20 protein-coding genes are annotated in these 25,502 nt (G+C 67.5%); 11 read left to right on the top strand and 9 right to left on the bottom strand.

The features are described from left to right. Nucleotides 1-71: 71 nt before the first annotated feature. Nucleotides 72-1,538, bottom strand: coding sequence for a glutamate synthase subunit beta (locus GS4_RS15540; RefSeq protein WP_007622192.1), 1,467 nt, complete (start codon nt 1,536-1,538; stop codon nt 72-74). After that, the gene (gene gltB / locus GS4_RS15535; protein WP_007622191.1) at nt 1,531-6,114 is read right to left on the bottom strand and encodes a glutamate synthase large subunit; all 4,584 of its coding nucleotides are present in this window, start codon (nt 6,112-6,114) and stop codon (nt 1,531-1,533) included. The genes GS4_RS15540 and gltB overlap by 8 nt, the downstream gene beginning before the upstream one ends. Before the next feature lie 381 nt (nt 6,115-6,495). Between gltB and GS4_RS15530 the strand changes: the two genes are divergently transcribed. Together GS4_RS15530 and GS4_RS15525 are read left to right on the top strand one after the other, a co-directional pair. Continuing rightward, nucleotides 6,496-7,557, top strand: coding sequence for an alpha/beta hydrolase (locus GS4_RS15530; protein ID WP_007622189.1), 1,062 nt, complete (start codon nt 6,496-6,498; stop codon nt 7,555-7,557). Beyond that, nucleotides 7,541-8,167 (top strand): DUF937 domain-containing protein, encoded by a 627-nt coding sequence (locus GS4_RS15525; RefSeq protein WP_007622187.1) that lies wholly within the window; start codon nt 7,541-7,543, stop codon nt 8,165-8,167. Before GS4_RS15530 ends, GS4_RS15525 begins: the two co-directional genes overlap by 17 nt. Before the next feature lie 28 nt (nt 8,168-8,195). Here GS4_RS15525 and GS4_RS15520 read toward each other — a convergent pair whose 3' ends face one another. Next, the gene (locus GS4_RS15520) at nt 8,196-10,391 is read right to left on the bottom strand and encodes a DUF2254 domain-containing protein (RefSeq protein WP_007622184.1); all 2,196 of its coding nucleotides are present in this window, start codon (nt 10,389-10,391) and stop codon (nt 8,196-8,198) included. A 495-nt stretch (nt 10,392-10,886) separates the two neighbouring features. Between GS4_RS15520 and GS4_RS15515 the strand changes: the two genes are divergently transcribed. After that, nucleotides 10,887-11,882, top strand: coding sequence for a LysR family transcriptional regulator (locus GS4_RS15515; RefSeq protein ID WP_439644624.1), 996 nt, complete (start codon nt 10,887-10,889; stop codon nt 11,880-11,882). On the opposite strand, the gene GS4_RS15510 is transcribed toward GS4_RS15515, so the two are convergent. The 5 genes from GS4_RS15510 to GS4_RS15490 all read right to left on the bottom strand — a co-directional run bounded on the left by GS4_RS15510 (nt 11,844) and on the right by GS4_RS15490 (nt 17,796). Then, complete coding sequence (locus GS4_RS15510) at nt 11,844-12,269, bottom strand: DUF779 domain-containing protein (RefSeq protein ID WP_007622180.1); 426 nt, start codon at nt 12,267-12,269, stop codon at nt 11,844-11,846. The genes GS4_RS15515 and GS4_RS15510 overlap by 39 nt on opposite strands. Nucleotides 12,270-12,332: 63 nt before the next feature. Continuing rightward, nucleotides 12,333-13,856 carry an acetaldehyde dehydrogenase ExaC gene (gene exaC, locus GS4_RS15505; RefSeq protein ID WP_007622179.1) on the bottom strand — a complete coding sequence of 508 codons (1,524 nt, stop codon included), beginning with the start codon at nt 13,854-13,856 and terminating at the stop codon, nt 12,333-12,335. A gap of 644 nt (nt 13,857-14,500) precedes the next feature. Beyond that, nucleotides 14,501-15,358 carry a type IV toxin-antitoxin system AbiEi family antitoxin domain-containing protein gene (locus GS4_RS15500; RefSeq protein ID WP_007622177.1) on the bottom strand — a complete coding sequence of 286 codons (858 nt, stop codon included), beginning with the start codon at nt 15,356-15,358 and terminating at the stop codon, nt 14,501-14,503. A gap of 255 nt (nt 15,359-15,613) precedes the next feature. Further along, nucleotides 15,614-16,885, bottom strand: a complete 1,272-nt coding sequence (locus tag GS4_RS15495; RefSeq protein ID WP_007622175.1) for a GAF domain-containing protein — start codon at nt 16,883-16,885, stop codon at nt 15,614-15,616. Nucleotides 16,886-16,956: 71 nt separating this feature from the next. After that, nucleotides 16,957-17,796: an AraC family transcriptional regulator gene (locus tag GS4_RS15490; protein WP_007622173.1), complete on the bottom strand. Its 840-nt coding sequence runs from the start codon at nt 17,794-17,796 to the stop codon at nt 16,957-16,959. A gap of 69 nt (nt 17,797-17,865) precedes the next feature. Between GS4_RS15490 and GS4_RS15485 the strand changes: the two genes are divergently transcribed. Continuing rightward, nucleotides 17,866-18,444: a maleylpyruvate isomerase family mycothiol-dependent enzyme gene (locus GS4_RS15485; RefSeq protein WP_007622170.1), complete on the top strand. Its 579-nt coding sequence runs from the start codon at nt 17,866-17,868 to the stop codon at nt 18,442-18,444. Between the two features lie 61 nt (nt 18,445-18,505). Here the strand turns inward: GS4_RS15485 and GS4_RS15480 are convergent, their stop codons facing one another. Beyond that, complete coding sequence (locus tag GS4_RS15480; RefSeq protein WP_040510733.1) at nt 18,506-18,760, bottom strand: hypothetical protein; 255 nt, start codon at nt 18,758-18,760, stop codon at nt 18,506-18,508. 260 nt (nt 18,761-19,020) lie between these two features. Here GS4_RS15480 and GS4_RS15475 point away from each other — a divergent pair, with 260 nt between their 5' ends. The 7 genes from GS4_RS15475 (at nt 19,021) to GS4_RS15440 (ending at nt 25,500) form a co-directional block, all read left to right on the top strand. Beyond that, entirely contained in the window at nt 19,021-19,428 is a 408-nt protein-coding gene (locus tag GS4_RS15475) for a YccF domain-containing protein (protein ID WP_040510731.1), read from the top strand. A gap of 198 nt (nt 19,429-19,626) precedes the next feature. Further along, on the top strand, nt 19,627-21,000 hold the full coding sequence (locus tag GS4_RS15465; RefSeq protein ID WP_007622159.1) for an NAD(P)/FAD-dependent oxidoreductase: 1,374 nt from the start codon (nt 19,627-19,629) through the stop codon (nt 20,998-21,000). Next, the gene (locus GS4_RS15460) at nt 20,997-21,839 is read left to right on the top strand and encodes a DUF1365 domain-containing protein (RefSeq protein WP_007622157.1); all 843 of its coding nucleotides are present in this window, start codon (nt 20,997-20,999) and stop codon (nt 21,837-21,839) included. Before GS4_RS15465 ends, GS4_RS15460 begins: the two co-directional genes overlap by 4 nt. Continuing rightward, on the top strand, nt 21,839-23,140 hold the full coding sequence (locus GS4_RS15455; RefSeq protein ID WP_007622155.1) for a class I SAM-dependent methyltransferase: 1,302 nt from the start codon (nt 21,839-21,841) through the stop codon (nt 23,138-23,140). The genes GS4_RS15460 and GS4_RS15455 overlap by 1 nt, the downstream gene beginning before the upstream one ends. Continuing rightward, complete coding sequence (locus GS4_RS15450; RefSeq protein WP_007622153.1) at nt 23,137-23,994, top strand: DUF1295 domain-containing protein; 858 nt, start codon at nt 23,137-23,139, stop codon at nt 23,992-23,994. Before GS4_RS15455 ends, GS4_RS15450 begins: the two co-directional genes overlap by 4 nt. Continuing rightward, complete coding sequence (sigK, locus tag GS4_RS15445) at nt 23,991-24,671, top strand: ECF RNA polymerase sigma factor SigK (protein WP_007622151.1); 681 nt, start codon at nt 23,991-23,993, stop codon at nt 24,669-24,671. Before GS4_RS15450 ends, sigK begins: the two co-directional genes overlap by 4 nt. Next, the gene (locus GS4_RS15440) at nt 24,664-25,500 is read left to right on the top strand and encodes an anti-sigma factor (protein ID WP_007622149.1); all 837 of its coding nucleotides are present in this window, start codon (nt 24,664-24,666) and stop codon (nt 25,498-25,500) included. Before sigK ends, GS4_RS15440 begins: the two co-directional genes overlap by 8 nt. Nucleotides 25,501-25,502: the final 2 nt, after the last annotated feature.

The raw sequence follows: 25,502 nt of genomic DNA, 5'->3' as shown, positions 1-25,502 counted from the left end.
CGACCGGCCCCGACAAGCGATCGACCCCGCCGACGATCTCGGCGGGGTCGATCGCTGTGGTGTCTCCGCGATCAGCGCTGGGCGACCTGGGTCGGGACGATCGGCGCGGGCAGATCGGTCCGGCCGGCGAGGAAGGTGTCCACCGCGGCGGCAGCCGCACGACCCTCCGCGATGGCCCACACGATCAGCGACTGGCCGCGTCCCGCGTCACCGGCGACGAAGACGCCGGGCACGGTCGAGCTGAACGAATCGTCCCGCTTGATGACGCCGCGGTCGGTGTACTCGACACCCAGCTTGTCGAGCAGGTCGTCGCGCTCCGGACCGACGAAGCCCATCGCGAGCAGCACCAGATCGCACTCGAGCACGAAGTCCGAGCCCTCGACCTTGGTGAAACGGCCGTCCTTCATGACGACCTCGCTGGCGTGCAACGCGGTGACCTTGCCGTCCTCACCGACGAACTTGTCGGTGTTGACCGAGAACACGCGCTCGCCACCCTCTTCATGAGCCGAGGAGACGCGGTACATCAGCGGGTAGGTCGGCCACGGCGTCGAGTCCGCACGGTCGTTCGGCGGCTTCGGCATGATCTCGAATTGGTGCACGATCTCCGCACCCTGGCGCAGCGAGGTGCCGAGGCAGTCGGCGCCGGTGTCGCCGCCACCGATGATCACGACCTTCTTGCCCTTGGCGCTGATCGGCGGCTGGCCGTCGGCGTCGGTGACGTCGTCGCCCAGCTGGACCTTGTTGGCCCACGGCAAGAACTCCATCGCCTGGTGGATGCCGTCGAGTTCCCGACCCTCGATCGGCAGGTCGCGACCGATGGTCGATCCGTTGGCGAGCACCACGGCGTCGTAGTCCCCGCGCAGCTGCTCGACGGTCACGTCCACCCCGACGTTCACGCCGGTGCGGAAGACGGTGCCCTCGGCCTCCATCTGCTCCAGGCGACGGTCGATGTGGCGCTTCTCCATCTTGAACTCGGGGATGCCGTAGCGCAGCAGTCCACCGATGCGATCCGCGCGCTCGAACACGGTGACCGCGTGGCCCGCACGTGTGAGCTGCTGGGCCGCAGCGAGTCCCGCGGGTCCCGAACCGATCACCGCGACGGTCTTGCCGGTCGTCGCCGCCGGCAGGACCGGGGTGACCCATCCCTGCTCGAAGGCGTTGTCGATGAGCTCGACCTCGACCTGCTTGATGGTGACCGGAGGCTGGTTGATGCCCAGCACACACGACGCCTCGCACGGCGCAGGACACAGCCGACCGGTGAACTCCGGGAAGTTGTTCGTCGCGTGCAGACGCTCGATGCCGTCGCGCCACCGGTCCTTGTAGACCAGGTCGTTCCACTCGGGGATCAGGTTGCCCAGCGGGCAGCCGTTGTGGCAGAACGGGATACCGCAGTCCATGCAACGGCTGGCCTGCGTCTGCAGCTCACCGCTGTCGAACTCCGTGTAGACCTCTTTCCAGTCCAGCAGCCGCAGGTCGACGGGCCGGCGATCCGGCGTCTCCCGCTCGGTGTGCTTGAGGAATCCTCTGGGATCAGCCACGTGCGGCCTCCATGATCGCTTCGTTCACGTCTCGTCCATCTCGCTCGGCCGAGGCGATCGCCTCCAGCACGCGCTTGTAGTCGCGCGGCATGACCTTGCGGAACTGCTGCTGTGCCACATCCCACCCGTCGAGAACCGCTGCGGCGACCGGCGATCCGGTCTCCTCACGGTGCTCGGCGACGAGGTCGGCGATGAACTCCAGGTCCTCCACCTCGAGCGGCTCGATCTCGACGAGCTCGGTGTTGAGGTTCGACTCGAGCTGGTTGTCCGGGTCGTACAGGTAGGCGACACCACCGGACATGCCGGCCGCGAAGTTGCGTCCGGTGGCACCGAGGATGACCACGCGACCACCGGTCATGTACTCGCAGGCGTGGTCGCCCACACCCTCGACCACTGCGGTCGCACCCGAGTTACGGACACAGAAGCGCTCGCCGACGACGCCGCGGAGGAAGATCTTGCCGCTGGTGGCGCCGAACCCGATCACGTTGCCCGCGATGATGTTGTCCTCGGCCACGAAGCCTTCCGGAGCGGTGCGTGCCGGGCGGACCACGATCCGTCCACCCGAGAGGCCCTTGCCGACGAAGTCGTTCGCGTCGCCCTCCAGCCGCAGGCTGATGCCCTTGGGCACGAAGGCGCCGAAGCTGTTACCCGCGGACCCGGTGAACTCGATCGCGATCGTCTCGTCCGGGAGTCCGTGCGCGCCATGAGCCTTGGTGACCTCATGACCGAGCATGGTGCCGACGGTCCGGTTCACGTTGGTGATCTTCGACGAGAACGACACCGCGGTCGCGTGGTCGATCGCCTCGCGGCTCTGGGCGATCAGCTGCTGATCGAGCGCCTTGTCCAGCGCATGATCCTGGGTGCCCGAGTTGTACAGGTCCTGGTTCATGAACGGGGAGTCGGGCATGGACAGCACGGCCGACAGATCGAGCTTGCCCGCCTTGGCCGAACCCCAGTGCGCCTGGGCCTTCCCGGTCTCCAGGGCCTCGACGTGACCGACCGCCTCCTGCAGGGTGCGGAACCCGAGGCGGGCCAGCAGCTCGCGGACCTCTTCGGCGATGAACATGAAGAAGTTCTCGACGAACTCGGGCTTGCCGGTGAATCGCTCACGCAGCAGCGGGTTCTGGGTGGCGACACCGACCGGGCAGGTGTCGAGGTGACAGACACGCATCATGATGCAGCCCGAGACCACCAGCGGGGCCGTGGCGAAGCCGAACTCCTCGGCGCCGAGCAGCGCGGCGACCACCACATCGCGGCCGGTCTTGAGCTGCCCGTCGACCTGGACCACGATGCGGTCGCGGAGACCGTTGAGCAGCAGGGTCTGCTGGGTCTCGGCCAGACCGATCTCCCACGGTGCGCCAGCGTGCTTCATCGACGTGAGCGGCGTCGCGCCGGTGCCGCCGTCGTGTCCGGAGATGAGCACCACGTCGGCGTGCGCCTTGGAGACTCCCGCGGCGACCGTACCGACGCCGACCTCGGAGACGAGCTTCACGTGGATGCGCGCCTGCGGGTTCGCGTTCTTCAGGTCGTGGATCAGCTGCGCCAGATCCTCGATCGAGTAGATGTCGTGGTGCGGCGGCGGCGAGATGAGGCCGACGCCCGGCGTCGAACCGCGCACCTCGGCGACCCACGGGTACACCTTGTGCGGCGGCAGCTGGCCGCCCTCACCGGGCTTGGCGCCCTGGGCCATCTTGATCTGGATGTCGGTGCAGTTCGACAGGTAGTGCGAGGTGACACCGAACCGTCCGGAGGCGACCTGCTTGATCGCGCTCCGCCGCCAGTCGCCGTTGTCCTCGTGGTGGAAGCGACGCGGATCCTCGCCGCCCTCACCGGAGTTCGAGCGTCCGCCGAGGCGGTTCATCGCGACGGCGAGGGTCTCGTGCGCCTCGGCCGAGATGGAGCCGAAGCTCATCGCACCGGTCGAGAAGCGCTTCACGATCTCGCTGGCCGGCTCGACCTTGTCGATCGGGATCGGGTCGCGGTCGCCGAAGTTGAAGTCGAAGAGTCCACGCAGCGAGGCGATCTTGCGCGACTGGTCGTCGACGAGCTTCGTGTACTCCTTGAAGACCTGGTACTGCCCGGTCCGCGTGGAGTGCTGCAGCTTGAACACGGTGTCGGGGTTGAAGAGGTGGTACTCACCCTCACGCCGCCACTGGTACTCGCCGCCGACCTCGAGCTCGCGGTGCGCGCGCTCGGTCGGACGGTCGAGGAAGGCCAGCGCGTGCCGGCGCGCGACGTCGGCGGCGATCTCGTCGAGGCCGATGCCGTCGAGCTGGCTGTGCAGACCCGTGAAGAACTCGTCGACGGTGTCCTGCGAGATGCCGATGACCTGGAACAACTGCGCGCCGGTGTACGAGGCGATGGTGGAGATGCCCATCTTGCTCATCACCTTCAGCACACCCTTGCCGGCGGCCTTGATGTAGTTCTTGCGCGCCGACGCGAAGTCCAGGTCGCCGAGCTCTCCGCGGTCGACCATGTCCTCGATCGATTCAAAGGCCATGTACGGATTCACCGCTGCGGCACCGAATCCCACGAGTGCGGCCACGTGGTGGACCTCGCGGCAGTCGCCTGCCTCGACGATCAGTCCGACCCGGGTGCGCTTGCGCTCGCGGACGAGATGGTGGTGGACGGCGGCCGTCAGCAACAGCGAGGGGATCGGCGCCAGGGTCTCGTCCGACTCACGGTCGGACAGGACGACCAGCGTGACACCGTCATCGATGGCGGCGCTGACCTGAGCGCGGATCGCGTCGAGCGCGGAGCGGAGGCCGTCACCGCCCTCCGCGACCGGGTAGAGGCCGCGGATCTGGATGCTGCGGAAGTCGGAGAAGCGATCGTCGTCGTTGATCCGGACCAGCTTGGCCAGGGCGTCGTTGTCGAGAACCGGCTCGGGGAGCACGATCTGACGGCACGACTCGGGACCCGGGTTCAGCAGGTCGGCCTCGGCGCCGATGGTGCCGCCGAGGCTGGTGACGACCTCTTCGCGGATCGCATCCAGCGGCGGGTTGGTGACCTGCGCGAACATCTGCTGGAAGTAGTCGAAGAGCATGCGCGGACGTGCCGACAGCACCGCGATCGGGGTGTCGGTGCCCATCGAACCGAGGGCCTCCGCCCCGGTTCGCGCCATCGGGGCGACCAGGAGGTTGAGCTCCTCGGTGGTGTAACCGAACACCTGCTGGCGCAGGGCGATCCGGTCGTGCGCCATGTGCTCGTGCGGGCGCTCCGGGAGGTCGGCGATGGTCAGCAGGCCCTCGTCCAGCCACTCCTGGTACGGGTGCTCGGCAGCGAGCTCGTCCTTGATCTCCTCGTCGGCGACGATGCGTCCGGCTTCGGTGTCCACCAGGAACATCCGGCCCGGCTGCAGGCGCAGCTTCTGGACCACGTCGGCGTGATCGATGTCCAGGACACCGACCTCCGACGCCATCACGACGAGGCCGTCCTTGGTGACCCAGATCCGGCTGGGACGCAGGCCGTTACGGTCGAGGACCGCACCGACGACAGTGCCGTCGGTGAAGCAGACCGACGCCGGTCCGTCCCACGGCTCCATCAGGTTGGAGTGGTACTGGTAGAACGCCCGATGCTCGGGCTTCATCGACTCGTGACGCTCCCAGGCCTCCGGGATCATCATCAGCACCGCATGCGGCAGGCTACGACCCCCGAGGTGCAGCATCTCAAGCACCTCGTCGAAGCGAGCCGTGTCGGAGGCACCCGGCGTGCAGACCGGGAAGATCTTCTCCTCGGCGTTCTCGCCGAACAGGCTGGTGTCGATGAGCGCCTCGCGGGCACGCATCCAGTTCTCGTTGCCGGTGACGGTGTTGATCTCACCGTTGTGGGCGACCCGACGGAACGGATGCGCCAGCGGCCACGACGGGAACGTGTTGGTGGAGAAGCGCGAGTGGACGAGTCCGAGGGCGCTCTCGACCCGCGAGTCCTGCAGGTCGACGTAGAACTCCCGCAGCTGCGGGGTCGTCAGCATGCCCTTGTAGACGAAGGTCGTGCCCGACAGGCTCGGGAAGTAGACGGTCTCGCGGCCCGGCCCGTCCTGGCCGGCACCCTTGTTGCCGAGTTCGTTCTGCACGCGCTTGCGGATCACGAAGGCCTTGCGCTCGAGCTCCATGCCCGAACTGCCAGAAACGAAAACCTGGCGGAAGGTCGGCATCGCGTCACGTGCGAGCGCGCCCAGCGACGAGTCGTTGGTCGGGACCTCACGCCAGCCGAGCAGCGTCAGGCCTTCCGCCTCGACGATCTTCTCGACACCCTCGCAGGCCAGACGCGCATCCTCGGAGCCCTGGGGCAGGAACGCGATACCGGTGGCGTACTCACCCTCGGCGGGGAGGTCGAAGTCGACCGACTCGCGCAGGAAACGGTCGGGGACCTGGATCATGATGCCCGCGCCGTCGCCGGTGTTCGGCTCTGCACCGGCGGCACCACGATGTTCCAGATTGATCAGCGCGGTGATCGCCTTGTCGACGATGTCGCGGCTACGACGTCCGTGCATGTCCACGACGAATGCGACACCGCAGGAGTCGTGCTCATTGCTCGGGTGGTACAACCCGACCGGACCAGGAGCATGCTTCATAGTTCGCCTCACTTCGTGCGCGACGCTGCGCATCCACTACACCGATGATGACCTGGGGACGCCTGGCCGACCGGCCGCTGGCTGTTCGTCACCCACAGGGGCTGACCTGGGCGAACGCAGCGATGTCCGGTTCGGGCATCCGATGTCAGCGTCGTTGCTGACGGCACGTGCGAACCGTGATCCGGCTCCGCACCACCTGCTCCGAGAGCATTGTCAGATATTTTCTCACGCCGGACACCCAGTATCGAAATCCGGCTACCACAATGAGGGTGATCATGCAGCGTACGCGCCCGAAGCGGTCCGAATCGACGTGGTCGGTACGCCGATGTCGGCGCGCCGAACCGGCTCCGATCGAGGTCGCCGCCGACTAGTCTCGGACAGATGAGTGCGCGTGGCACCCACGAGGTCCACACCGGAGCCCGCGGATCCCTGCGCGCCAGGGCGACCAACGCCTACCTCGGCCGCATCCGAGGTCCCCTCTTCGCGGTCACCGGAGCAGGCCGGTCACGTCCGTCTCCCCTGGTTCTCCGTGCGATGCGACCGTCGATCAACCGCTCGCTGGCCGCGATCAGCCCGGTGCCGTCGGGCACCAGGGTCCGCCCGGTCCGCGAGTCCTTCGATTCCGGGAGCGTCCGCGGCGAATGGGTCTCCGGCACGCGCCCCCGCACGCCCGGCCTGCGTCCGTCGCCGGACGAGGCGATCATCTACTACCTGCACGGCAGCGGGTACGTGGTGTGTTCGCCGCGCACCCACCGCGGACTCGTATCCCGACTCAGCAGACTCACCGGCATGCCCGCCTTCAGCCTCGACTACCGACTCGGCCCGGAGTATCGACTGCCCAGCGCGGGCGACGATGCCATCCGCGGGTACCGGTGGCTCCTCGACAACGGGCACCGCGCCGATCGCATCGTCGTCGCGGGCGATTCGGCCGGCGGGCACCTCGCAGCCGACCTGCTGGCCGACAACCATCGCACCGGCCGACCGCAACCGGCCGCGATGGTGCTGTTCTCCCCGCTCTACGACCCGACCTTCGAACTCGCCGTGGAGAACCAGCGCGGCGGTGCGCGTGATCCGCTCATCGAAGCGCTTGCCGCGCAACAGATCCTTCGCTTCTACACCGCGGGCACCGACGCGGACGACCCGCGGATGCGGGTCGACCTCACCGCCGATATGGATCTTCCGCCGACGCTCCTCCAGTACGGCGGGCTCGAGGTCATGGGCGCTGACGCACGAGCCCTGCATCAGGTGCTGAGCGATGCGGGAGCGCAGGTCGAGATCCAACGGTGGCCCGATCAGGGACACGTGTTCCAGATGTTCCCGCTGTTCACCCCGGAGGCGCAGCGCGCCCTCCGTGATGCCGCACGATTCATTGCTGCACAACCGATCCCGCGGCCGCGGGGCGAGTTCCGGACCGAGAAGAGGACCGATGCCCGAGTTCGATGACCTGATCAGCCGACTGCCCATCGCCGACATCGCCGGGCGACTCGGCGTCGACGAGGCGACCGCGCAGGCCGCGGTGGAGCAGGCCGTTCCCGGTCTGTTGACCGGCCTGGAACACCAGACCACCGACGAGGGCAGCGCGCAGCAACTCGCCGGCGCATTGGACAAACACACCAACGACCTCGCCGACGGCGAGATCCGACTCGATGAGGTGGACACCGCGGACGGGTCGAAGATCGTCGGCCACATCTTCGGCGGTCGCACCGACGACGTCGCCCACGCACTCAGTGGAGCGGCACCGGCGGCAGCTGTCGATCCCGGTCTGATCAAGAAGCTGCTGCCGATCCTCGCCCCGATCGTGTTGAGCTATCTCACCCAGAAGGTGCTGAGCGGCAAGGGCTCCGGCGGGGCCGCTGGTGGCGGCAACTCCGGCGGTGCCGGTGACCTGGGCAGCATCCTGGGCGGCGCGCTCGGCGGGAGCGCCGCCGGAGGTCTCGGCGGGGTCCTGGGCTCGATTCTCGGCGGCGCATCGACGTCGGGCGGCTCCGGCGGCGATCAGAAGTCCGGCGGCGGACTCGGTGGCCTGCTCGGCAGCATCCTGGGCGGCCGGTAGACGATCGGTCCGGCACCACGGCAGCAACTCAGTCGGCGACGACGCCACCGTCGTCCGCGCCGCGCTCACGCTGGTGGTCGATGCTGAGTCGCCGGACCCGCGACCACCGTCCGGTCTCGGTGCCGAATCCCTGACGATCCGACGCGCGTGCGAGATCCCGGTCGAGGCCGATCGCCCATTCGGCGTCGAGTTGCTCGTCGAGCGCGTCGATGCGAGCGCGGAGCGGCGCCTGCTGCTCGGGCGAGCACTGCTCGGACAAGGCGTCGAACAGCGCCCGCAGCCGCCGCTGCACCTGCGCCGATCCGCGGCTGTGATGCCGGATCTCGTCGGTCCCGATGGACACGTAGTCGGCCCACGATCGTCGGTAGCCTCTGATCGTCGACAGCTCGGGCGAATTCGATTCCGTGTGTACCCGGGGCGCCAACATCAGCAGCAGGTCCTCGATGTGGTCGAGCGCCTGGACCGCGCGACTCGCGTCGTTGACCGCGGGCGACAGCGCCTTGAGGGCGATGTCCGAGATCGATTGCAGCGCAGCGGCCGGACTCACCGCCGGTCGGTGCGTGTCGCCGAACAGCAGCGCCGCGAGCAACTGATGCGGCCGGACCGCACGGCGATCACCGCGCACCTCGAAGACGGCACCACTGTGCGGGACGTAGTCGCCGATGCCGACGAGCAGGTCGACCCGCACGTCCCAGCGCAACGCCAGCCGCTGGATCCGCGGCAGGTCGATGGCGAGCAGGACCCGCCCACGCGTCGGGATCTCGCGGAGGTTGATGATGATGGGCTCCGAGGTGTCGACCGGGGCATCCGCCGGCGCCGACACACCGGTCGGGAGTGGCGCGTCGGCCGGGTACGCCCGGCGGATCGCCCCACGCCCCTCGCTGTCGATCCACCGCAGCAACTGTGCCGAGTTGAGGATGCTGCCGACCTTGGCGACCAGCGCGATGAACAGATAGGCACTGGCGAGGGTGAGCGCGAGGGCGATCCCCGTCGAGATCCCGGGTGCCGGGTCGTCGTCGCCGGAGACCGTGAGATCCAGGGCGACGATCAGCGTGAACACGAAGGTGGCGAGGAAGACCCCGATCGACCATCGCATCACCGGCTCCCGCTGCAGCATCGGGACGACCCGGATGGAGATCTGGGACGCGCCGAACTGCATCGCCAGGGTCACCGCGGTGAACACCAGACCGGTGAGCGTGGCCATCGCGCCGGCGATGACGGCCAAGAGGGTCGCCGTGGTCCCGGCGTTCAATGCGTCGAGCTGCAGACTGTCGTCGAGCCCGACGCAGGCGAAGGCAGCGACCATCGCCAGGGACACCAGGATCACCGGGAGGCGCCAGATGGGCACCAACTCCAATTGGTGCCGCGTGCGTCGCCAGCGGATGGCGGTGGCGAGCGCGTTCGGCGCCTTGATCGCGGGTGGCAACTCGGGGTCGTGGGCGAGCGGTAGCGCGGGCGGCTCGTCCGGGATCCCGAATCTGCCGGCCACCGCCTCTTGCAGCACGATCTTCCACCGGACCACCGGCTCGCGGTAGCGACGCTCCCGTCGCAGTGACTTTGCCCGCTTTCCCGGACGTGAGGTGTACCGCCACCGCGCCCACGGCGAGGCCGGGCGGGCGACGCGCAGCGCGCCGACGAACAGCAGCGGCGGCACGAACAGACCCACGAGTCCCGTCCACAGCTTGCCTTTGAGTAGCGTGACCACGGCGAGCCCCACGATGATCGCGAGCGCGATCAGCACGACGACCCGCGTGGCGGTGTCGCCGGCCTCCCGGAACTCGTCGAACTCACCGAAGCCGATGGGGCGTAGCCCGAGCAAGAACAGCAGCCCGATCGCGACGGCGACGAACACGGCGTCGATCGAACTACGGCCCTCTTCTTCCCAGTACACGTCGCGCAGGTGCAGGATCAGCGCGAACTCGTCGAGTACGAGGGCGCTGCCGATGCCGAAGAACGAGGCCAGCACGCAGTTCGCGATGGGCGTCTCGAAGTTCGCGAGTGCGACCAGCGCGAACCCGCTCAGCAACATCAGGATCACACCGAAGAACTCGTGGTGCATGTGGACGCCGCCCGGCGTCACATTGCCCGGCCACCAGCTGACCTCGGCACGGATCATCCGCACGCTGAACCGGATGAACAGGAAGGTGAGGACGAAGGCGACCAGGAGGAAGAACAGCGGCAGACGACCGGTGTCGACGACGGTGTGCTCGAACCAGCGCGTCACGTCGCCGATCCCGTGGCTGTCGTCGGGGCCGTGCCCGCACGTGTCATGGCGGGATTCTACGTCGCAGAACAGTGCATCCCAGGCGGTTCGACGCCTTCACCGATCACGAGACTGTCCGTTTTCGACACCATCAGGACGTTCGTCCAGAAAGTCGACGGAATTGTTCGCAACGTGAACATGAATGCCCGAATGGTTGCATCTTCAACAAATGGCTGCCTCGAACGTCGGCCATGCCCGAAAGTAATGTGCATTAGCGATGGCAGATCTGTTGGAGCATCGGATGAATCGCGGCGTTGCGACCGACGAGACCGAGAAATGGCGGAGAATCCGAAGGTCCCTGTTCCCCACATCCCCTCAGTGCGGGGAACAGGGACCAACGTACGTTGCATCACGCCTCTAACGAACGTGTCACAACGTCCGCGCAGTTCAGGGTAAAGAGCCGTCGCACAATCTACAATCGAAGCAATTTGGTGTACCGACAAGGACCGGTTGATCGTGAGTGAAGTAGGCCCCGCGCGAGACCTCGACCTGAGGCGACTCCGCATGTTCGTGACCGCAGTGGATGCTCCAACTCTCAGTGCCGCGGCAGAAGAGTTGTTCATCACACAACAGGCGCTTTCTGCGGCAATTCGAGAACTCGAACGACAACTCGATGTGAGCCTTTTCTCGAGAACGCGCCGAAGCCTCACACTGACCCCCGCCGGGCACGCTCTCTATCGCGGGGCGGTTCCATTGTTGGCCGGCGGTCGGCAACTCGCGAGAATGGTTCGGCGCGCCGACGCCGGTCGTCCGGATCCGTTCGTCATCGGGCACACGCCGGACGTCGCGACGTCGGAGATCTTCCAGATCATCGAGAGCGTCGTGCTGGCCGATGCGTCGGTGCCCATCACGGCGCGTCCGGTGTTCGCCGAGAGTATCCGGGAGGATCTCCTCGCCGGCACCATCGACATCGCGCTCGCGCGGGGTGTGCAGCCCCCGTCCGATCTCGCGTCCACCATCGCGACGTACCACGCACTGCGTCTGGCCGTCGACGCCGACCATCCTTTGGCACAGCAGGATTCGGTGACCATCGAGGACCTCGCGCCGCATCCGATCGTGGTCTGGGGCCCAGAACACGAGTCGTATTACACGGATGTTCTGGTCTCGCATTGTCGGCGTGCGGGATTCGACCCGACGCTCATCGTATCGACGCTGCTGGGAACGCCGCCGCACACCGCGGTGGTCGCGCATCCCGACGCGTGCGCGTTCGTGACCAACGATCCGGGCTGGGTCTACGGAAACCGGATCCGCATCATGGAGTTCACCGATCCGCCGCTGGTTCCGGTGCAGGCGATGTGGTTGCCGCACACCGCCTCAGAGCTGCGCAATCGCATCCTGGCCGCAGGCGAGGAGAGTGGCGGCGCGGGGGTCGGCACCGCACCGCCACTCTCGTCGGGAATCGACGCCGACGGGTCAGCCGGCCTCGACCATCGCCCCCGTCAACGGGGGTGACTTCTCGAGGAGTTCGTTCTCCTCGGGACTGAAAGCGCGTGAGCGCGAGAGGAATCGCACACCCTCGGGTGCCTCCAGGCTGAACCCGGCACCTCTACCCGGCACGACGTCGAGGATGAGTTGGGTGTGCTTCCAGAGATCGAACTGATCTCCGTTGATCCAGAGCCGCACGGGTGGCAACGGTTCAGGCAGGTCGATGACGCCGACCAGCACATCGCGTTGTCCCACACGGTATTCACCCACCGGGTAACACATCGGGGCGGAACCGTCACAGCATCCACCGGACTGGTGGATCATGAGTCCGCCGTGCAACTCCGACAGCTTGGTCAGGAGTTGCACGGCGGCGTCTGTGGCGACCACCCGATCAGGAGTCTGTGTCTCGGTCATCGGGTATCACCTGTCCTTGTCAGAGAGATCCTCGGAGTTCTCGGATCAGGGTGTTCGCCCTGGTCAGAAGAAGCCCTTGGCACTCTGAGCGTAACCAACCAGCAGGTTCTTCGTCTGCTGATAGTGCTCGAGCATCATCAGGTGGTTCTCGCGGCCGATGCCCGACTGCTTGTATCCACCGAAGGCGGCGTGTGCCGGGTAGTCGTGGTAGGTGTTCGTCCACACGCGACCGGCCTGGATCTCGCGGCCGGCACGGTAGGCGGTCGCGCCGTCACGGGTCCACACGCCGGCGCCGAGGCCGTACAAGGTGTCGTTCGCGATGGCGATCGCATCGGAGTAGTCCTTGAAGGACGTCACCGCGAGCACCGGCCCGAAGATCTCCTCCTGGAAGATGCGCATCTTGTTCTTGCCACCGAAGACGGTCGGCTGGATGTAGTAGCCGCCGGACAGGTCACCACCGAGATCGGCAGGCTCGCCACCGACCAGCACCTCGGCACCCTCTTCCTTGCCGATGGCCAGGTAGGAGCTGATCTTCTCGAACTGGTCGTTCGACGCCTGCGCGCCCATCATCGTGTCGGTGTCGAGCGGGTTGCCCTGCTTGATCGCCTTCACGCGCTCGACGGCGCGACCGATGAAGTCGTCGTAGATGCCGTCCTGCACCAGCGCGCGGCTCGGGCAGGTGCAGACCTCGCCCTGGTTGAGCGCGAACATCGTGAAACCCTCGAGTGCGCGGTCGAGGAAGCCGTCGTCCTTGGCCGTCACGTCGTTGAAGAAGATGTTGGGGCTCTTGCCGCCCAGCTCCAGCGTGACCGGGATCAGGTTCTCGGACGCGTACTGCATGATCAGGCGACCGGTGGTTGTCTCACCGGTGAAGGCGATCTTGCGGATGCGGTTGCTCGATGCGAGCGGCTTGCCCGCCTCCACGCCGAACCCGTTGACCACATTGATGACACCCGGGGGCAGCAGGTCGGAGATCAGGCTGACCAGGTACAGGATCGATGCCGGAGTCTGCTCGGCGGGCTTGAGCACCACCGCGTTGCCCGCGGCCAGGGCCGGCGCGAGCTTCCAGACGGCCATCAGGATCGGGAAGTTCCACGGGATGATCTGGCCGACGACGCCGAGCGGCTCGTGGAAGTGGTACGCGACCGTGTCCTCGTCGATCTCGGAGATCGAACCCTGCTGTGCGCGAAGCGCTCCGGCGAAGTAGCGGAAGTGGTCGATGGCCAGCGGGATGTCGGCGGCCAGGGTCTCACGGACCGCCTTGCCGTTGTCCCACGACTCGGCGACCGCGATCTTCTCGAGGTTCTCCTCGATGCGGTCGGCGATGCGCAGCAGGAGCAGCGAGCGCTCGGCGACCGACGTCTTGCCCCACGCCGGAGCGGCCTTGTGCGCGGCGTCGAGAGCGAGGTCGATGTCCTCGGCGGTCGAGCGGGCCACCTCGGTGAAGGTCTTGCCGTCGACCGGCGACGGGTTCTCGAAGTACTGACCCTTCACCGGCGGGGTCCACTCGCCACCGATGAAGTTGTCGTAGCGGGACTCGTAGCTCATCACCGAGCCGTCGGTGCCCGGCTTTGCGTAGACAGTCATTCTGAGGTGCTCCTCCGTCGTATCGGGATGTCGCACTCGCCACGAGCGGTGACGTGTGTGATCTGTTGCACACGGTACGGCCGGGCTCGTTGCAGGAGCGTTGCACCGACGTACCCAACGTTGCAACGGGACGTCGGGGCAGGTCAGCAGGTTTGGTGGGGCTTGTCGGGGTGCGTCTGCCTGGCGGCGTGGTCGAAATCTGCCGTCCAGCGGGGCGCCGCGTGGATATTGCACACGACCACTCGCTGGGCAGCAGATTTTGGATACGCAAGCCCGGAGAAGAAGCACTCGGTCACGGGGTCCCCCACTCGTCCATCTGCCAGGCCCCACCGACCAAAATCTGCCGTACAGCAGCGCACCGCGTGGATATTGCACACGAACACTTGCTGAACGGCAGATTTTGGTCGGGGAGACAGGGCGAACCTTCGGTCGGGCGCTCCCCGATCTCCCACCCGCCGACTCTTTCCCCGGCCCCAGCCCCCGCCCCAGCGACCAAAATCTGCCGTCCAGCGGGGCGCCGCCTGGATATTGCACGCGACCACTCGCTGAACGGCAGATATTGGTCAACCGAGGGCGCATCGGACGAAGTCGGGGCAGGGTTCAGCCAGGCGAGGTTGCTGACGGGCGGGTGCCGCGGATGGTCGTCAGGCAACCCGGGATCGCGGCCAGCGGTGCATGCGCCGGCGTACCATGTCGATGATGTCGTTCTCGGCCGCAGACCAGTTCCGGGTGACCTGGGCATACGTCAGTCGAATCACGATGTACCCGAGTCGCGCGAGTTCCCGATCACGGCGACGGTCCCGTTCGTACGCATCCGAGTCGGTGTGGTGCTCGATGCTGTCGACCTCGATGATCAGCCGATCGCCGATGAGCAGGTCGACGAATCCGACGCCGACCACGTGATGTTGGACGATCACCGGAAGTCCGAGCGCTCGTAGTCGCACGCGGGCCATGGTCTCGGTGCCCGACTGCGCACGTTCATCGCACCTCGCAAGCAGATCTCCGATGCGCTGCGGCGCAGCTCTCAGAACGGTCTCGATCTGCTCTCGGGTCATGACCCGTTTGTTGAGGATCGAGTCGCAAACCACCACCAGCGACTCGTCGTCCAGACATCGTGCGGCGTGCAGTAACGCGATGTCCACGGCATCGACCGCGCCGACCGACGGCGGGATCTCGCCGTAGGCGCGACACCCCATGTCCAACGGCGCCGCCTCGGCGACCCGGCCTCCATGCCTGGTGACTCGCGAATGCACCTGGCGCAGCGAGACGTCGGGAACCCAGATCCCCTGCTCGGCAAGGGCACTGGCGCATGTCAGCACAGCCCCCGCGCTGACGACGGCGACGATGACCGGATCGGCCCCTTCCACCATGAACCACCCGTGCCTCAGCCGACGTAGGAACCCGCTGCGCACGGCTCGCCGAATGTCGGCGCGCGTCTCACCCCACGCGACCAGTTGTGCCGCGGAGACCACTCCGCCGAACTGTTGATACCGACCGTCCATCGGCCCAGCATCGGCGAGAACTGCGGTTCGGGAGTGCCGCAATCATTGAACTGGGGATGAAAACAGAGGTGTGGACATCTCCCCGGACACCGTCGCACTCCGTGAGAGCCCCCGGACGATGACCATAATCTGCCGTGCAGCGATGAGCGGCGTGGATATTGCACGCCGCACCCCGCTCCGCGGCAGATTTTGGCCAGCCCCCCGGCCCCCGCGGCAGATTTTGCCCAGCCCCCGACCCGCACCCAACCGAAAGAACTACAACCCGTACCGCTTGTCCAGCAATCGGATCCGGCCGCCGACAACTGCGCGGTCTGGGTGCCCGACAGGCAGCCGGTGTTCGAGTCGACGCCAGGCGACGAGGTCGTCCCGACCATGCGTCGACGACGTCCATACGCGCAATGCCCCGACATCTCCGTCGGCGATGACGCGCGACCGGATGTCCTCACGGACCTCATCGAAGATCTCAACGATGCCGGGGGCCGACGACTCGGCGAGCAGTCCACCGCGGCCGAGGTCGGCGATGACGGCGCCGAGGTCGGCGCCGGTCCGGATCCGGGTGCGCAGGTCATCGACATCGGAGTCGAACTCGACAGTCAGTCGGTACGGCCGCGACTGGACCACCTCGGTGCCCAGATCTCTACGCAGGCGCGATATCTCGGCCCGGACGGTGACCGGGTCCACCCCGTCCTCGGCCAACATCATCGCGAGCTGCTCGGTGTTCAGACCCTCCGGGTACGCCTGCAGCAACACCAGGATCTCCGCGTGTCGACGGGAGAGCGTGCGTTCGACACCACCCCGGCTCCACCGACAACCGTTGCCGCTCAACACTGTCAGTTGCGCCGCCGACTTCGGGGTGAATGTGGTGGGGTCGGCCAGGTCGACGGAATGCGACCGCAGTTCACGCTCGACGGCGGCGACCACCGATCGCACGGCGGCCAGCGCGAACGGTGCGGCCACCTCCCGACCACCGGTCACGTCGATGACGCCGATGACGTGCCCGGTCACCGGATCGTGGACAGGCGCCGCAGCGCAACTCCACTCCTGGACCGGACCGGCGAAGTGCTCGGGCCCCACGACCTGAACGCCCCGGTCGACTGCCAGGGCGAGTCCGGGCGCGTTGGTGCCGACGACGTCCTCGGCCCACACGGAACCTTCGACGAAGTTGATGTGGCTGGCACGGTCACGGGCCGGCGATGCACCTTCGACCCACAGCAGTCGCCCGCGCTGGTCGGTGAGCGCGACGACGACACCGGAGTCCGCGATGTCGTCGAGCATCAACGACTGCACGAGCGGCCGGACCGCGGTGATCGGATGCGCATCCCGGTACTCGGCGAACTCGGTGGCCGACATCGCCGGCGCACGTTCGCCCTCGGGCACCGCTTCACCAGGGTCGATGCCCCGACTCACCGACCGCATCCACGACTCGCGGACCACCGACCGCACGGCATCCGCCGGCGGCTCGACTCCGGTCAAGAAATCCTCGTACGCCCGGCGGATCCGCGATGACACCCCGGCCGCATCGCTCATTGATCCTCCGTCACTCCCCACCTGCACTCGATTGTGCCGCTTTCGGTGTGATCTCGGCAACAATACCCAGCTCAGCCCGACCTCGGACTCGCCACCTGGTCACCCCCGAACCGCGCAGCGAATCGACCCGGTGTCTCCCCGGTGACCGTCCGGAAGTCACGCACCATGTGCGCCTCGTCGGAGTAGCCCAGGTCGGCGGCGATCCTCGCCACCGTGACCCCGGGGTCGCGCAGACGTTCCGACGCCTCCTGGAGTCGGCGACGTTGGATGAGCCATTTCGGTGTCAGCCCCAACCGCCGATGGGTCAATCGCTGGAGCGTGCGCTCGCCGATGCCGAATCCGGCACAGATCTGCGCGACCTCGGTGACGTCGGAATTCGACTCGACGTAGGACACGATCTCGTTCACGAGGTGTCCGTCGGCATCGACGGGGAGGTGGGCACGCAGCCAGTCCTCGAACAGTCCGGTGGCGGCGTGCTGCCGGTCGTCGGCCGACGGCGCGGGCAACATCGTCGCCCGGACAGCCGCAGCCAGTTCCGCACCGACCGAACCGAAGATTTCGGCGAGCTCGGCATGCCGGTCGGTCCACGCGGCAACCGAGCCGCCGACGACCAGCGATCCGGCTGCCGGCGACAGCATCGTGCCCACCGCCCAGCCGTTGCCGCTCAGCACGTTCTCCGACACCCCGCGGCGCACCCCGTAGAACCGCGCATAGGTGGGGGTCACCACCATCAGGCAGACCGGGTACTGCAGAACCCGTTGCGGCGCAGCGTCCCCGGGTGGCACCGACCACACGGGCACCCAGAACCGACGGATGAGGTCGGTCAGATCTGCCGCGGGACCCCATCGACCGATGCGGAAGCTGCGATCGGTGGGATCGACGAGATGAGCGCGCTCGATGTCGTCGACCATCAGCAGACCTCCCGATCATGTCGGCTTTCTTCAATCCCGGCGCACCCGCACCGACCTACGCTCTCCATCATGACTGCCACCTCGGACACCCCGACCCCCATCGCAACCGACTACGCCCGTCTTGCCGACGGATTCGCCGGAGTACTCGACGCCGTGCCCTCGGACAGCTGGACCGCGGCATCCCCGTGTCCCGGCTGGACCGCGGCCGACGTCGTCGGCCACGTCATCGACACCCAGCGCGATTTCCTCGGCCGCCACGACATCGATCTCGGTACCGCCCCGGACCTCGGCACGCCGGCCCGTGCGTGGCGCGAGCACGCCGATCGCGTCACCGAGCTGCTCGCCGACCCCGCTGTCGGTGGGCGCGAGTTCGACGGTCACTTCGGCCCGACCACCGTCGGCGACACGGTGATCCGCTTCTACGGCTTCGACATGGTCGCGCACCGATGGGATGTCGCCGCGGCCCACGGCGTCGACCACCGGTTCACCGACGACGAACTGGCGATGATGGAGACGGCCGCCGACGGCTTCGGTGATGCGTTGTACAGCGACGGTGTCTGCCGTTCCGGGGTGAGGGTGCCCGACGGCGCCGATCGCCAGACCCGGTTGCTCGCCCGCCTCGGCCGCGACGCCGCGACGGTCTCCTGAGCCGAGTCAGCGCGCCACACGCGGCGTGGTCACCCGGCCGCCTCCGAGTGCGTCCGGCGCTTCAGGGCTCCCACCCGTTGCGCCGGGGGTGCCGGGCACGGAGGTAGCTGTAGAGCCAGGTGCTGATCAGCAGCGCCACGCAGGAGCCGATCGACGGCCACAACCAGCCGTTCAGCACGGATTGACGGACCGAGACCACCGCCCAGCCGACCACGAACAGCACCATCGCGATGGTCGCCAGGAGGCGCACGACCAACACGAAAGTGGTGAGCAGCGCCCACACGGTCTCCCGGACTCGGTCGGCCCGCTCGGTCATGTGCCCAGCGTAGACAGCCGCCGACCACCGACGCTCGTGGTCGAGGCCGTGATCACACGCCGGATCTCCGCGGGTCCAGGTCATCAGGAACACAGGGCGTCAGGCACACGGGTATCGGGCACGGGCATCGGAGGGCGACGACACGCACGTCACCCCGTCGTCATCACCCGGACAACCACTGGTGAGAGGGAGTCCACACCCGCAGATCTGCAAGACGTTTCCTCCCACATCTCGGCGCGCGAGCGCGGACAATGGCAGACATGAGGACTCTGCTGAACGTGATCTGGCTGCTCCTGTGCGGCCTCTGGATGGCGATCGGCTACGCCGTCGCCGGTGTGGTCTGCTGCATCCTGATCATCACCATCCCGTTCGGGATCGCGTCGTTCCGGATGGCGAACTACGCCCTGTGGCCGTTCGGCCGCACCGTGGTCCGCAAGCCGACTGCGGGCGCGTTCTCGCTGATCGGCAACATCATCTGGCTCGTCGTGGCCGGCATCTGGCTCGCGATCGGCCACATCACCACCGGCATCGCGCTGTGCATCACCATCATCGGCATCCCGCTCGGGATCGCGAGTTTCAAGATGGTGCCGGTGTCACTGCTGCCGCTCGGCGCCGACATCGTGTCCAGCGACGAGTACATCCCCGGTCGCCCGGCAGCGCAGTACTAGCGCCCGTCCGAGCGTGCGCGTCGACGACGATTCCACCTCCGGATCAGTGGGCATCCCCACGACCATGAGCACGGAGTCCAGGACTGACGGAACCGGTAGCGACACAACCGACACCATCGACGCCATCGCGGACCGGTGTGTCCTCCACCACACCGATCGCAGACCCATCCGCCCACGTCATGGTTTCGAACACCAGGCATGAGTCTCACCGTTGGCCCCAGTCGCCCGCACCGCCAGTCGGTCGCGGTCGTGGGCAGCGGCGTCGCCGGGTTGACCGCCGCCCATGTCCTGTCCGCCGACCACCGCGTGACCCTGTTCGAGGCGGATTCGCGCCTCGGCGGGCACGCACACACTCACGACCTCACCCTCGACGACGGACGGTCGGTCTCCATCGACTCCGGCTTCATCGTGCACAACGACCGCACCTACCCGACGTTGCTCCGACTCTTCGCGGAGCTCGACGTGGCAACCCAGGAGTCCGACATGTCGATGTCGGTCCACTCCGAGATCAGTGGCCTCGAGTACGCCGGTGCGCTCGGTGCCCGCGGTCTGTTCCCGACATCGCGCAACCTGTTCCGCGGTCGCTATCTGCGGATGCTCGGCGAGGTGAAGCGCTTCCATCGCGCAGCGCACCGCCTGCTCGACACCCCGGACTCCGACGAGCCGCTGTCGGAGTTCGTACGGCGTGAGAAGTTCTCGCGGTACTTCCTCGACAATTTCCTGCTCCCGCTCGTCGCAGCGGTGTGGTCGTGCGATTCCGAGGTGGCTGCCGCGTATCCGGCCCGCTACCTCTTCGCCTTCCTCGACCATCACGGCATGCTGTCGGTGTTCGGCTCGCCGACCTGGCGAACCGTCAGTGGGGGCTCGGCGCGATACGTCGAGAAGGTCGCCGACGGAGTCCGTGCCCGCGATGGTGAGATCCGGCTGGCGAGCCCGGTGCGCGAGATCGCGGACATCGCACCGACCACGGACGGCGTCGGTGGGGTGTCCCTCACGACCGACGCCGCCACCGAGCAGTTCGATGCCGTGGTCATCGCCACCCATCCGCATCAGGCCCTGTCCGTGCTCGCCTCCCCCACCGAGGCCCGGCGTCGCGTCCTGAGTGCGATCCCCTACTCGGTGAAGCCCGCTGTGCTGCACACGGATACGTCACTGCTGCCGCACGCCCGCAATGCCTGGGCATCCTGGAATTACCAGATCCGAGCCGACGCACCGACGTCGGGCGGCGCGCCGTTCGGCGATTCGCTCGACGGCTCCGGAGTCGCGGTCACCTACGACCTCACGCGCCTCATGCGACTGCCGATCGACGATCCGCGGTTCCTGGTCACCGTCGGTCGCACCGATCTCGTCGACCCGACCACGGTCATCGCCGAGATGACCTACGAACATCCCGTCTACACCACCGAATCGGTCGCGGCACAGGCGATGCTGCCCGACATCGACTCCGACACCATCGTATTCGCCGGCGCGTATCACGGGTGGGGCTTCCACGAGGACGGCGCGTTGTCCGGCGTGCGGGCCGCGGCTCGACTCGGCACGGTGTGGGCCGCCGACGAGCAGGTGCCGGCATGAATCACACGACACCGATCGGCGACACCTCACCGCGCGCGACCGTCGGGACCCACCCGACCCGGACGGGCACCACTGCGTCGTTCCCGACGCCCGCCGTGATCCACACCCGGATCACCCATGTGCGGACATCGCCTCTGCGCCACTCGTTCCGATACCACGGGCAGTCGTGGCTGGTCGACGTCGACGACCTGCCGGAACTCGCCGCACCGTTCCGGCCGCTGGCTCGATTCCTGGCGACCGACCATTTCCCGGAGCCGGCTCGGCTGGGAGACACCCTTCGCTCGCGGCTGAACCGCCATGTGGCGGCGGCCGGACTCACGGTCCCGACCGGCCGTGTGACCGCGCTGCTCTCGCCACGCGTGGCCGGCTACGTCTTCAACCCACTGAGCGTCTTCTGGTGTCACGACGCCGACGGCTCGATCGCCTTCGTCATCGCCGAGGTGCACAACACCTACGGCGAACGGCACTGCTACATCGTGCGCCCCGACGAGCGGGGCCGGGCCGAGGTGGAGAAGCAGTTCTACGTCTCCCCCTTCAACGACGTCGCCGGCTCCTACCGATTAATACTGCCCGAACCCGGCCCCGACGGCCGAGTGCACATCGCGATCACCCTGGAGCGGACCGGTCAGGCGCCGTTCGTCGCGAGCCTCTCCGGTCAAGCAGAACCGGTGACGGTCCGAGCCCTCACGCTCGCCCAGCTACGTACACCGCTGGCCCCCTTGGTCGTCGCAGCCCGGATTCGGTTGCACGGAATCCGACTCTGGTTGCGCCGCCTGCCGATCCAGCCCCGCCCCGCCCATCCCGACCACACCACGGTCGCACCTACGCAAGGACGATGATGAGCACCAAGACACGTGATCCCCGCCTCGTCCCGGTCCTGTCGGCCGAGGACGCCGCCCGGTGGCCCGACATCGCCGATCTCCCTCGCCGCCCGTTCACGAAGTTCCGTGCGGCCGCGGCGAACCGTCTGTTCCGCTACGCCGCCAAGCAGATCGACGTCCGGATCGAGTACCCCGACGGTGAGCTGACCGGACTACAGAGCGACGCGGTCCAGCCGCGGATGATCATCCGCCGTCCCCGCTCGTTCGCCCGGCGCGTCGGCAGCGGCGGACTGATCGGTTTCGGCGAGGCCTACATGGCGGGCGACTGGACCACCGACGATCTGGTCGGCGTCCTCACGCCCTTCGCGGCGCGCGCGGCCGAACTGGTGCCGAAGCCGTTGCAGACCCTGCGTGCGCTGGTGCTGCCGAAGCAGCCTGCGTCCGAGGAGAACACGACCAAGAACACCCGGTCGAACATCGCGCGCCACTACGACCTCTCGAACGACCTGTTCTCGACGTTCCTCGACGAGACCATGACGTACTCGAGCGGCCTGTTCACGGAGTCGGAACTGTCGGCCGGGCCGGAATGGGCCGGCTTCGCGGATGCTCAGCGCCGCAAGGTGGATCGGCTCCTCGACATGGCGGGCGTCGGCGAGGGCTCCCGTGTGCTCGAGATCGGGACGGGGTGGGGCGAACTGTGCCTGCGCGCCGCCGCGCGCGGTGCCACCGTCCGCTCGGTCACGCTGTCCTCGGAACAGCGGGAACTCGCGCTGCGACGGGTGGCCGAGGCCGGTTTCGCCGATCGCGTCCAGATCGATCTGCTCGACTACCGGAACATCGACGGTGAGTTCGACGCGGTGGTGTCGGTGGAGATGATCGAGGCAGTGGGACAGAAGTACTGGCCCACCTACTTCGAGACCATCGACCGTGTCCTCGCCCCCGGCGGTCGGGTCGCGATCCAGGCGATCACCATGCCGCACGACCGCATGCAGGCGTCGCGCAACACCTACACCTGGGTGCACAAGTACATCTTCCCGGGCGGTCAACTCACATCGCTGCCCGCGCTCGATGCGGTCACCCGCGAGCACACCACGCTCCGTCTGCGCGACGAACATCAGATGGGCGCCCATTACGCGGAGACCCTCCGACTGTGGCGCGAACGATTCCGCAGTCGTCGCGCCCGCGTCCGTGAGCTCGGATTCGACGACACCTTCATGCGGATGTGGGACTTCTACCTCGCCTACTCCGAGGCAGGCTTCCGAGCCGGCTACCTCGACGTGATCCAGCTGCAGTTCACCCGAGACGAGATCCGGTCATGATCGATCTGCACGGTTGGGCCGCCTTCGGTGTCGTCACCGGCGCCGCGTTGGTCTGGCTGATCATCCTGCAGGCGACCACCTTTGCCATCGGCCACCGGCTCGGGCGGTACAACGTCGTCGACGTCACCTGGGGCGCAGGCTTCGTCGGCGTCGGGATCATCGCACTGATCCTCGGCCCCGGGGATCCGTTGCGCCGCTGGCTGCTCGCCGTCCTCGTCGCCTTCTGGGGCCTGCGCCTGACCTGGCACGTGTGGTCGAAGACGAAGGGCAAGGGCGAGGACCCCCGCTACGAGGAGATGCTCGGGCGGGCGGGCGGTGGCGTCGGGACGGTCATCAAGAAGGTCTTCGCCACCCAGGGGGCCGCGCAGTGGTTCGTCTCGCTGCCGATCCAGGTCTCCGCCGTGGTCGGCGCCACCAGCGGACCATGGATTGTCGTCCTCGTCGTCGGTGTGGCCCTGTGGCTGGTCGGACAGGTATTCGAGGCGGTGGGCGACGCCCAGCTGAAGTCGTTCAAGGCCGACCCGGCCAACAAGGGCAAGGTCATGGATCGCGGTCTGTGGGCGTGGACCCGCCACCCGAACTACTTCGGCGACTCCGCGGTGTGGTGGGGCATCTGGCTAGTCGCGGCCAGCGCATGGCCCGGTGTTGTCACGGTGCTCTCGCCGGTGATCATGACCTACTTCCTGGTCTTCGCGACCGGCGCGCGCCTGCTGGAGAAGTCGATGAGCAAGCGCCCGGGATACCCCGAGTACCAGGAGCGGACGTCCTACTTCATCCCGCTGCCGCCCAAGAAGAACCAGGGAGACGGGGATCCGGCGACGTCCGGTACCCCGCGCGGAGGCGAGCGGTCATGACCCTCACCGCCCCCGCTCCGACCGTCCCGACCACGACGTCAGCGTGGTTGAGGCTCCGTTCACAGCGGATTAGGCTGACGTCCGATGAGCATGGACACACGCCGGTGACGGTGCACTCGAACGCCGGCGTGGCAGAACTCCCGGACCTCCTCGCCCGGATCGCCGCGGGCGACACCGCCGCCTTCGCGCGTTTCTACGACCTCACCAGCAGCCGCGTGCACGGCATGGTGCTCCGCGTTCTGCGTGATCCCGGGTACAGCGAGGAGACGACCCAGGAGGTCTTCCTCCAGGTCTGGCGCACGGCCAAGAACTACGATCCAGCGCTCGGCTCTCCGCTGGCCTGGCTGATCACCGTTGCCCATCGGCGCGCAGTCGATCGCGTGCGCACGGAGTCGTCGTCGAGTCGCCGCGATGTGGAATACGGTGCAAAGCAGAATGTCTCGGAGTTCGATGAGGTCGCCGAAGCGGTCGAGTCGCGCGAGACGTCTATGTCGGTCCGCTCCTGCCTCGACACACTGACGGCAGTCCAGCGCGAGTCCGTCGATCTCGCGTATTACGAAGGGCTGACCTACCGTGAGGTCGCCGACCAACTGACCGTGGCGCTACCGACGGTCAAGTCACGCATCCGCGACGGCCTTCGTCGTCTGCGCTCCTGCCTGGGGGATCGTGATGCCTGAGAACAGCACACCGGGCATCGGCCCGAAGGACCACGACGAACTGCTGGATCTGGCAACGATCGTCGGACTCAACGCCGTGCACGCCGATGAACTCGCCGACATCGAGCGGCGTCTCGCCGGCGCACCGATCGGCGTGCGGGTCGAGTTCCACCAGCAGGTCCGAGCGACCCGCGAGGCGATGGCCAGGGTGAGCGCCGCGACCGCGGCGGAGGCCCCGCCGACCGTTCGGGACCACCTCCTCGCCGCGATCCATGCCGAGCCGTCCTCGACCGAGACCACACGACCGGTCTCGACGACTGCGCCCGCCGAGACGGCAGTGCCGCCATCCGAGCCCGCGGGTGACGGCGCGGTCGCCCCGGTGACCGAGCTGCGTCCTCGACGCCGACAGACCGTCTACCTGGCAGCAGCCACGGTCGCCGCCGTCGCGATCGGTGCCGTCGGATGGGTCATCGGTGTCTCGACCGGAAGCTCCGACGACCCGGCCCGCTCACCGGCCGAACAGGTCTTCGCCGCCGGCGACGCCCGCTCTGCGAGCGGCAGCGTCGGGGGTGGCGAGGCGACCGTGACGTTCTCCGACTCCGCCAACGCCGGCGTACTGGTCATGCGTGACGTCCCGCCGCCCAAGGCGGGCACCGTCTATCAGATGTGGCTGCGGCATCCGTCGGGCGTCGTGTCGGCGGGGACGATGTCCGACAAGGACGTCTCGCCGACCACTACTGCCGTACTCACGGATCTGGATGACGCGACAGCGCTGGCCTTCACGGTCGAGCCGCCCGGTGGCTCACCACAGCCGACCGGCGCCATCGTCGCGGAGCTACCGCTCGGCTGACG

It is taken from the genome of Gordonia soli NBRC 108243, assembly GCF_000334455.1.
Lineage (GTDB): Bacteria > Actinomycetota > Actinomycetes > Mycobacteriales > Mycobacteriaceae > Gordonia > Gordonia soli.
Note: the sequence above shows the minus strand (reverse complement) of the source record. Positions and strands in the feature narration are given on the sequence as shown.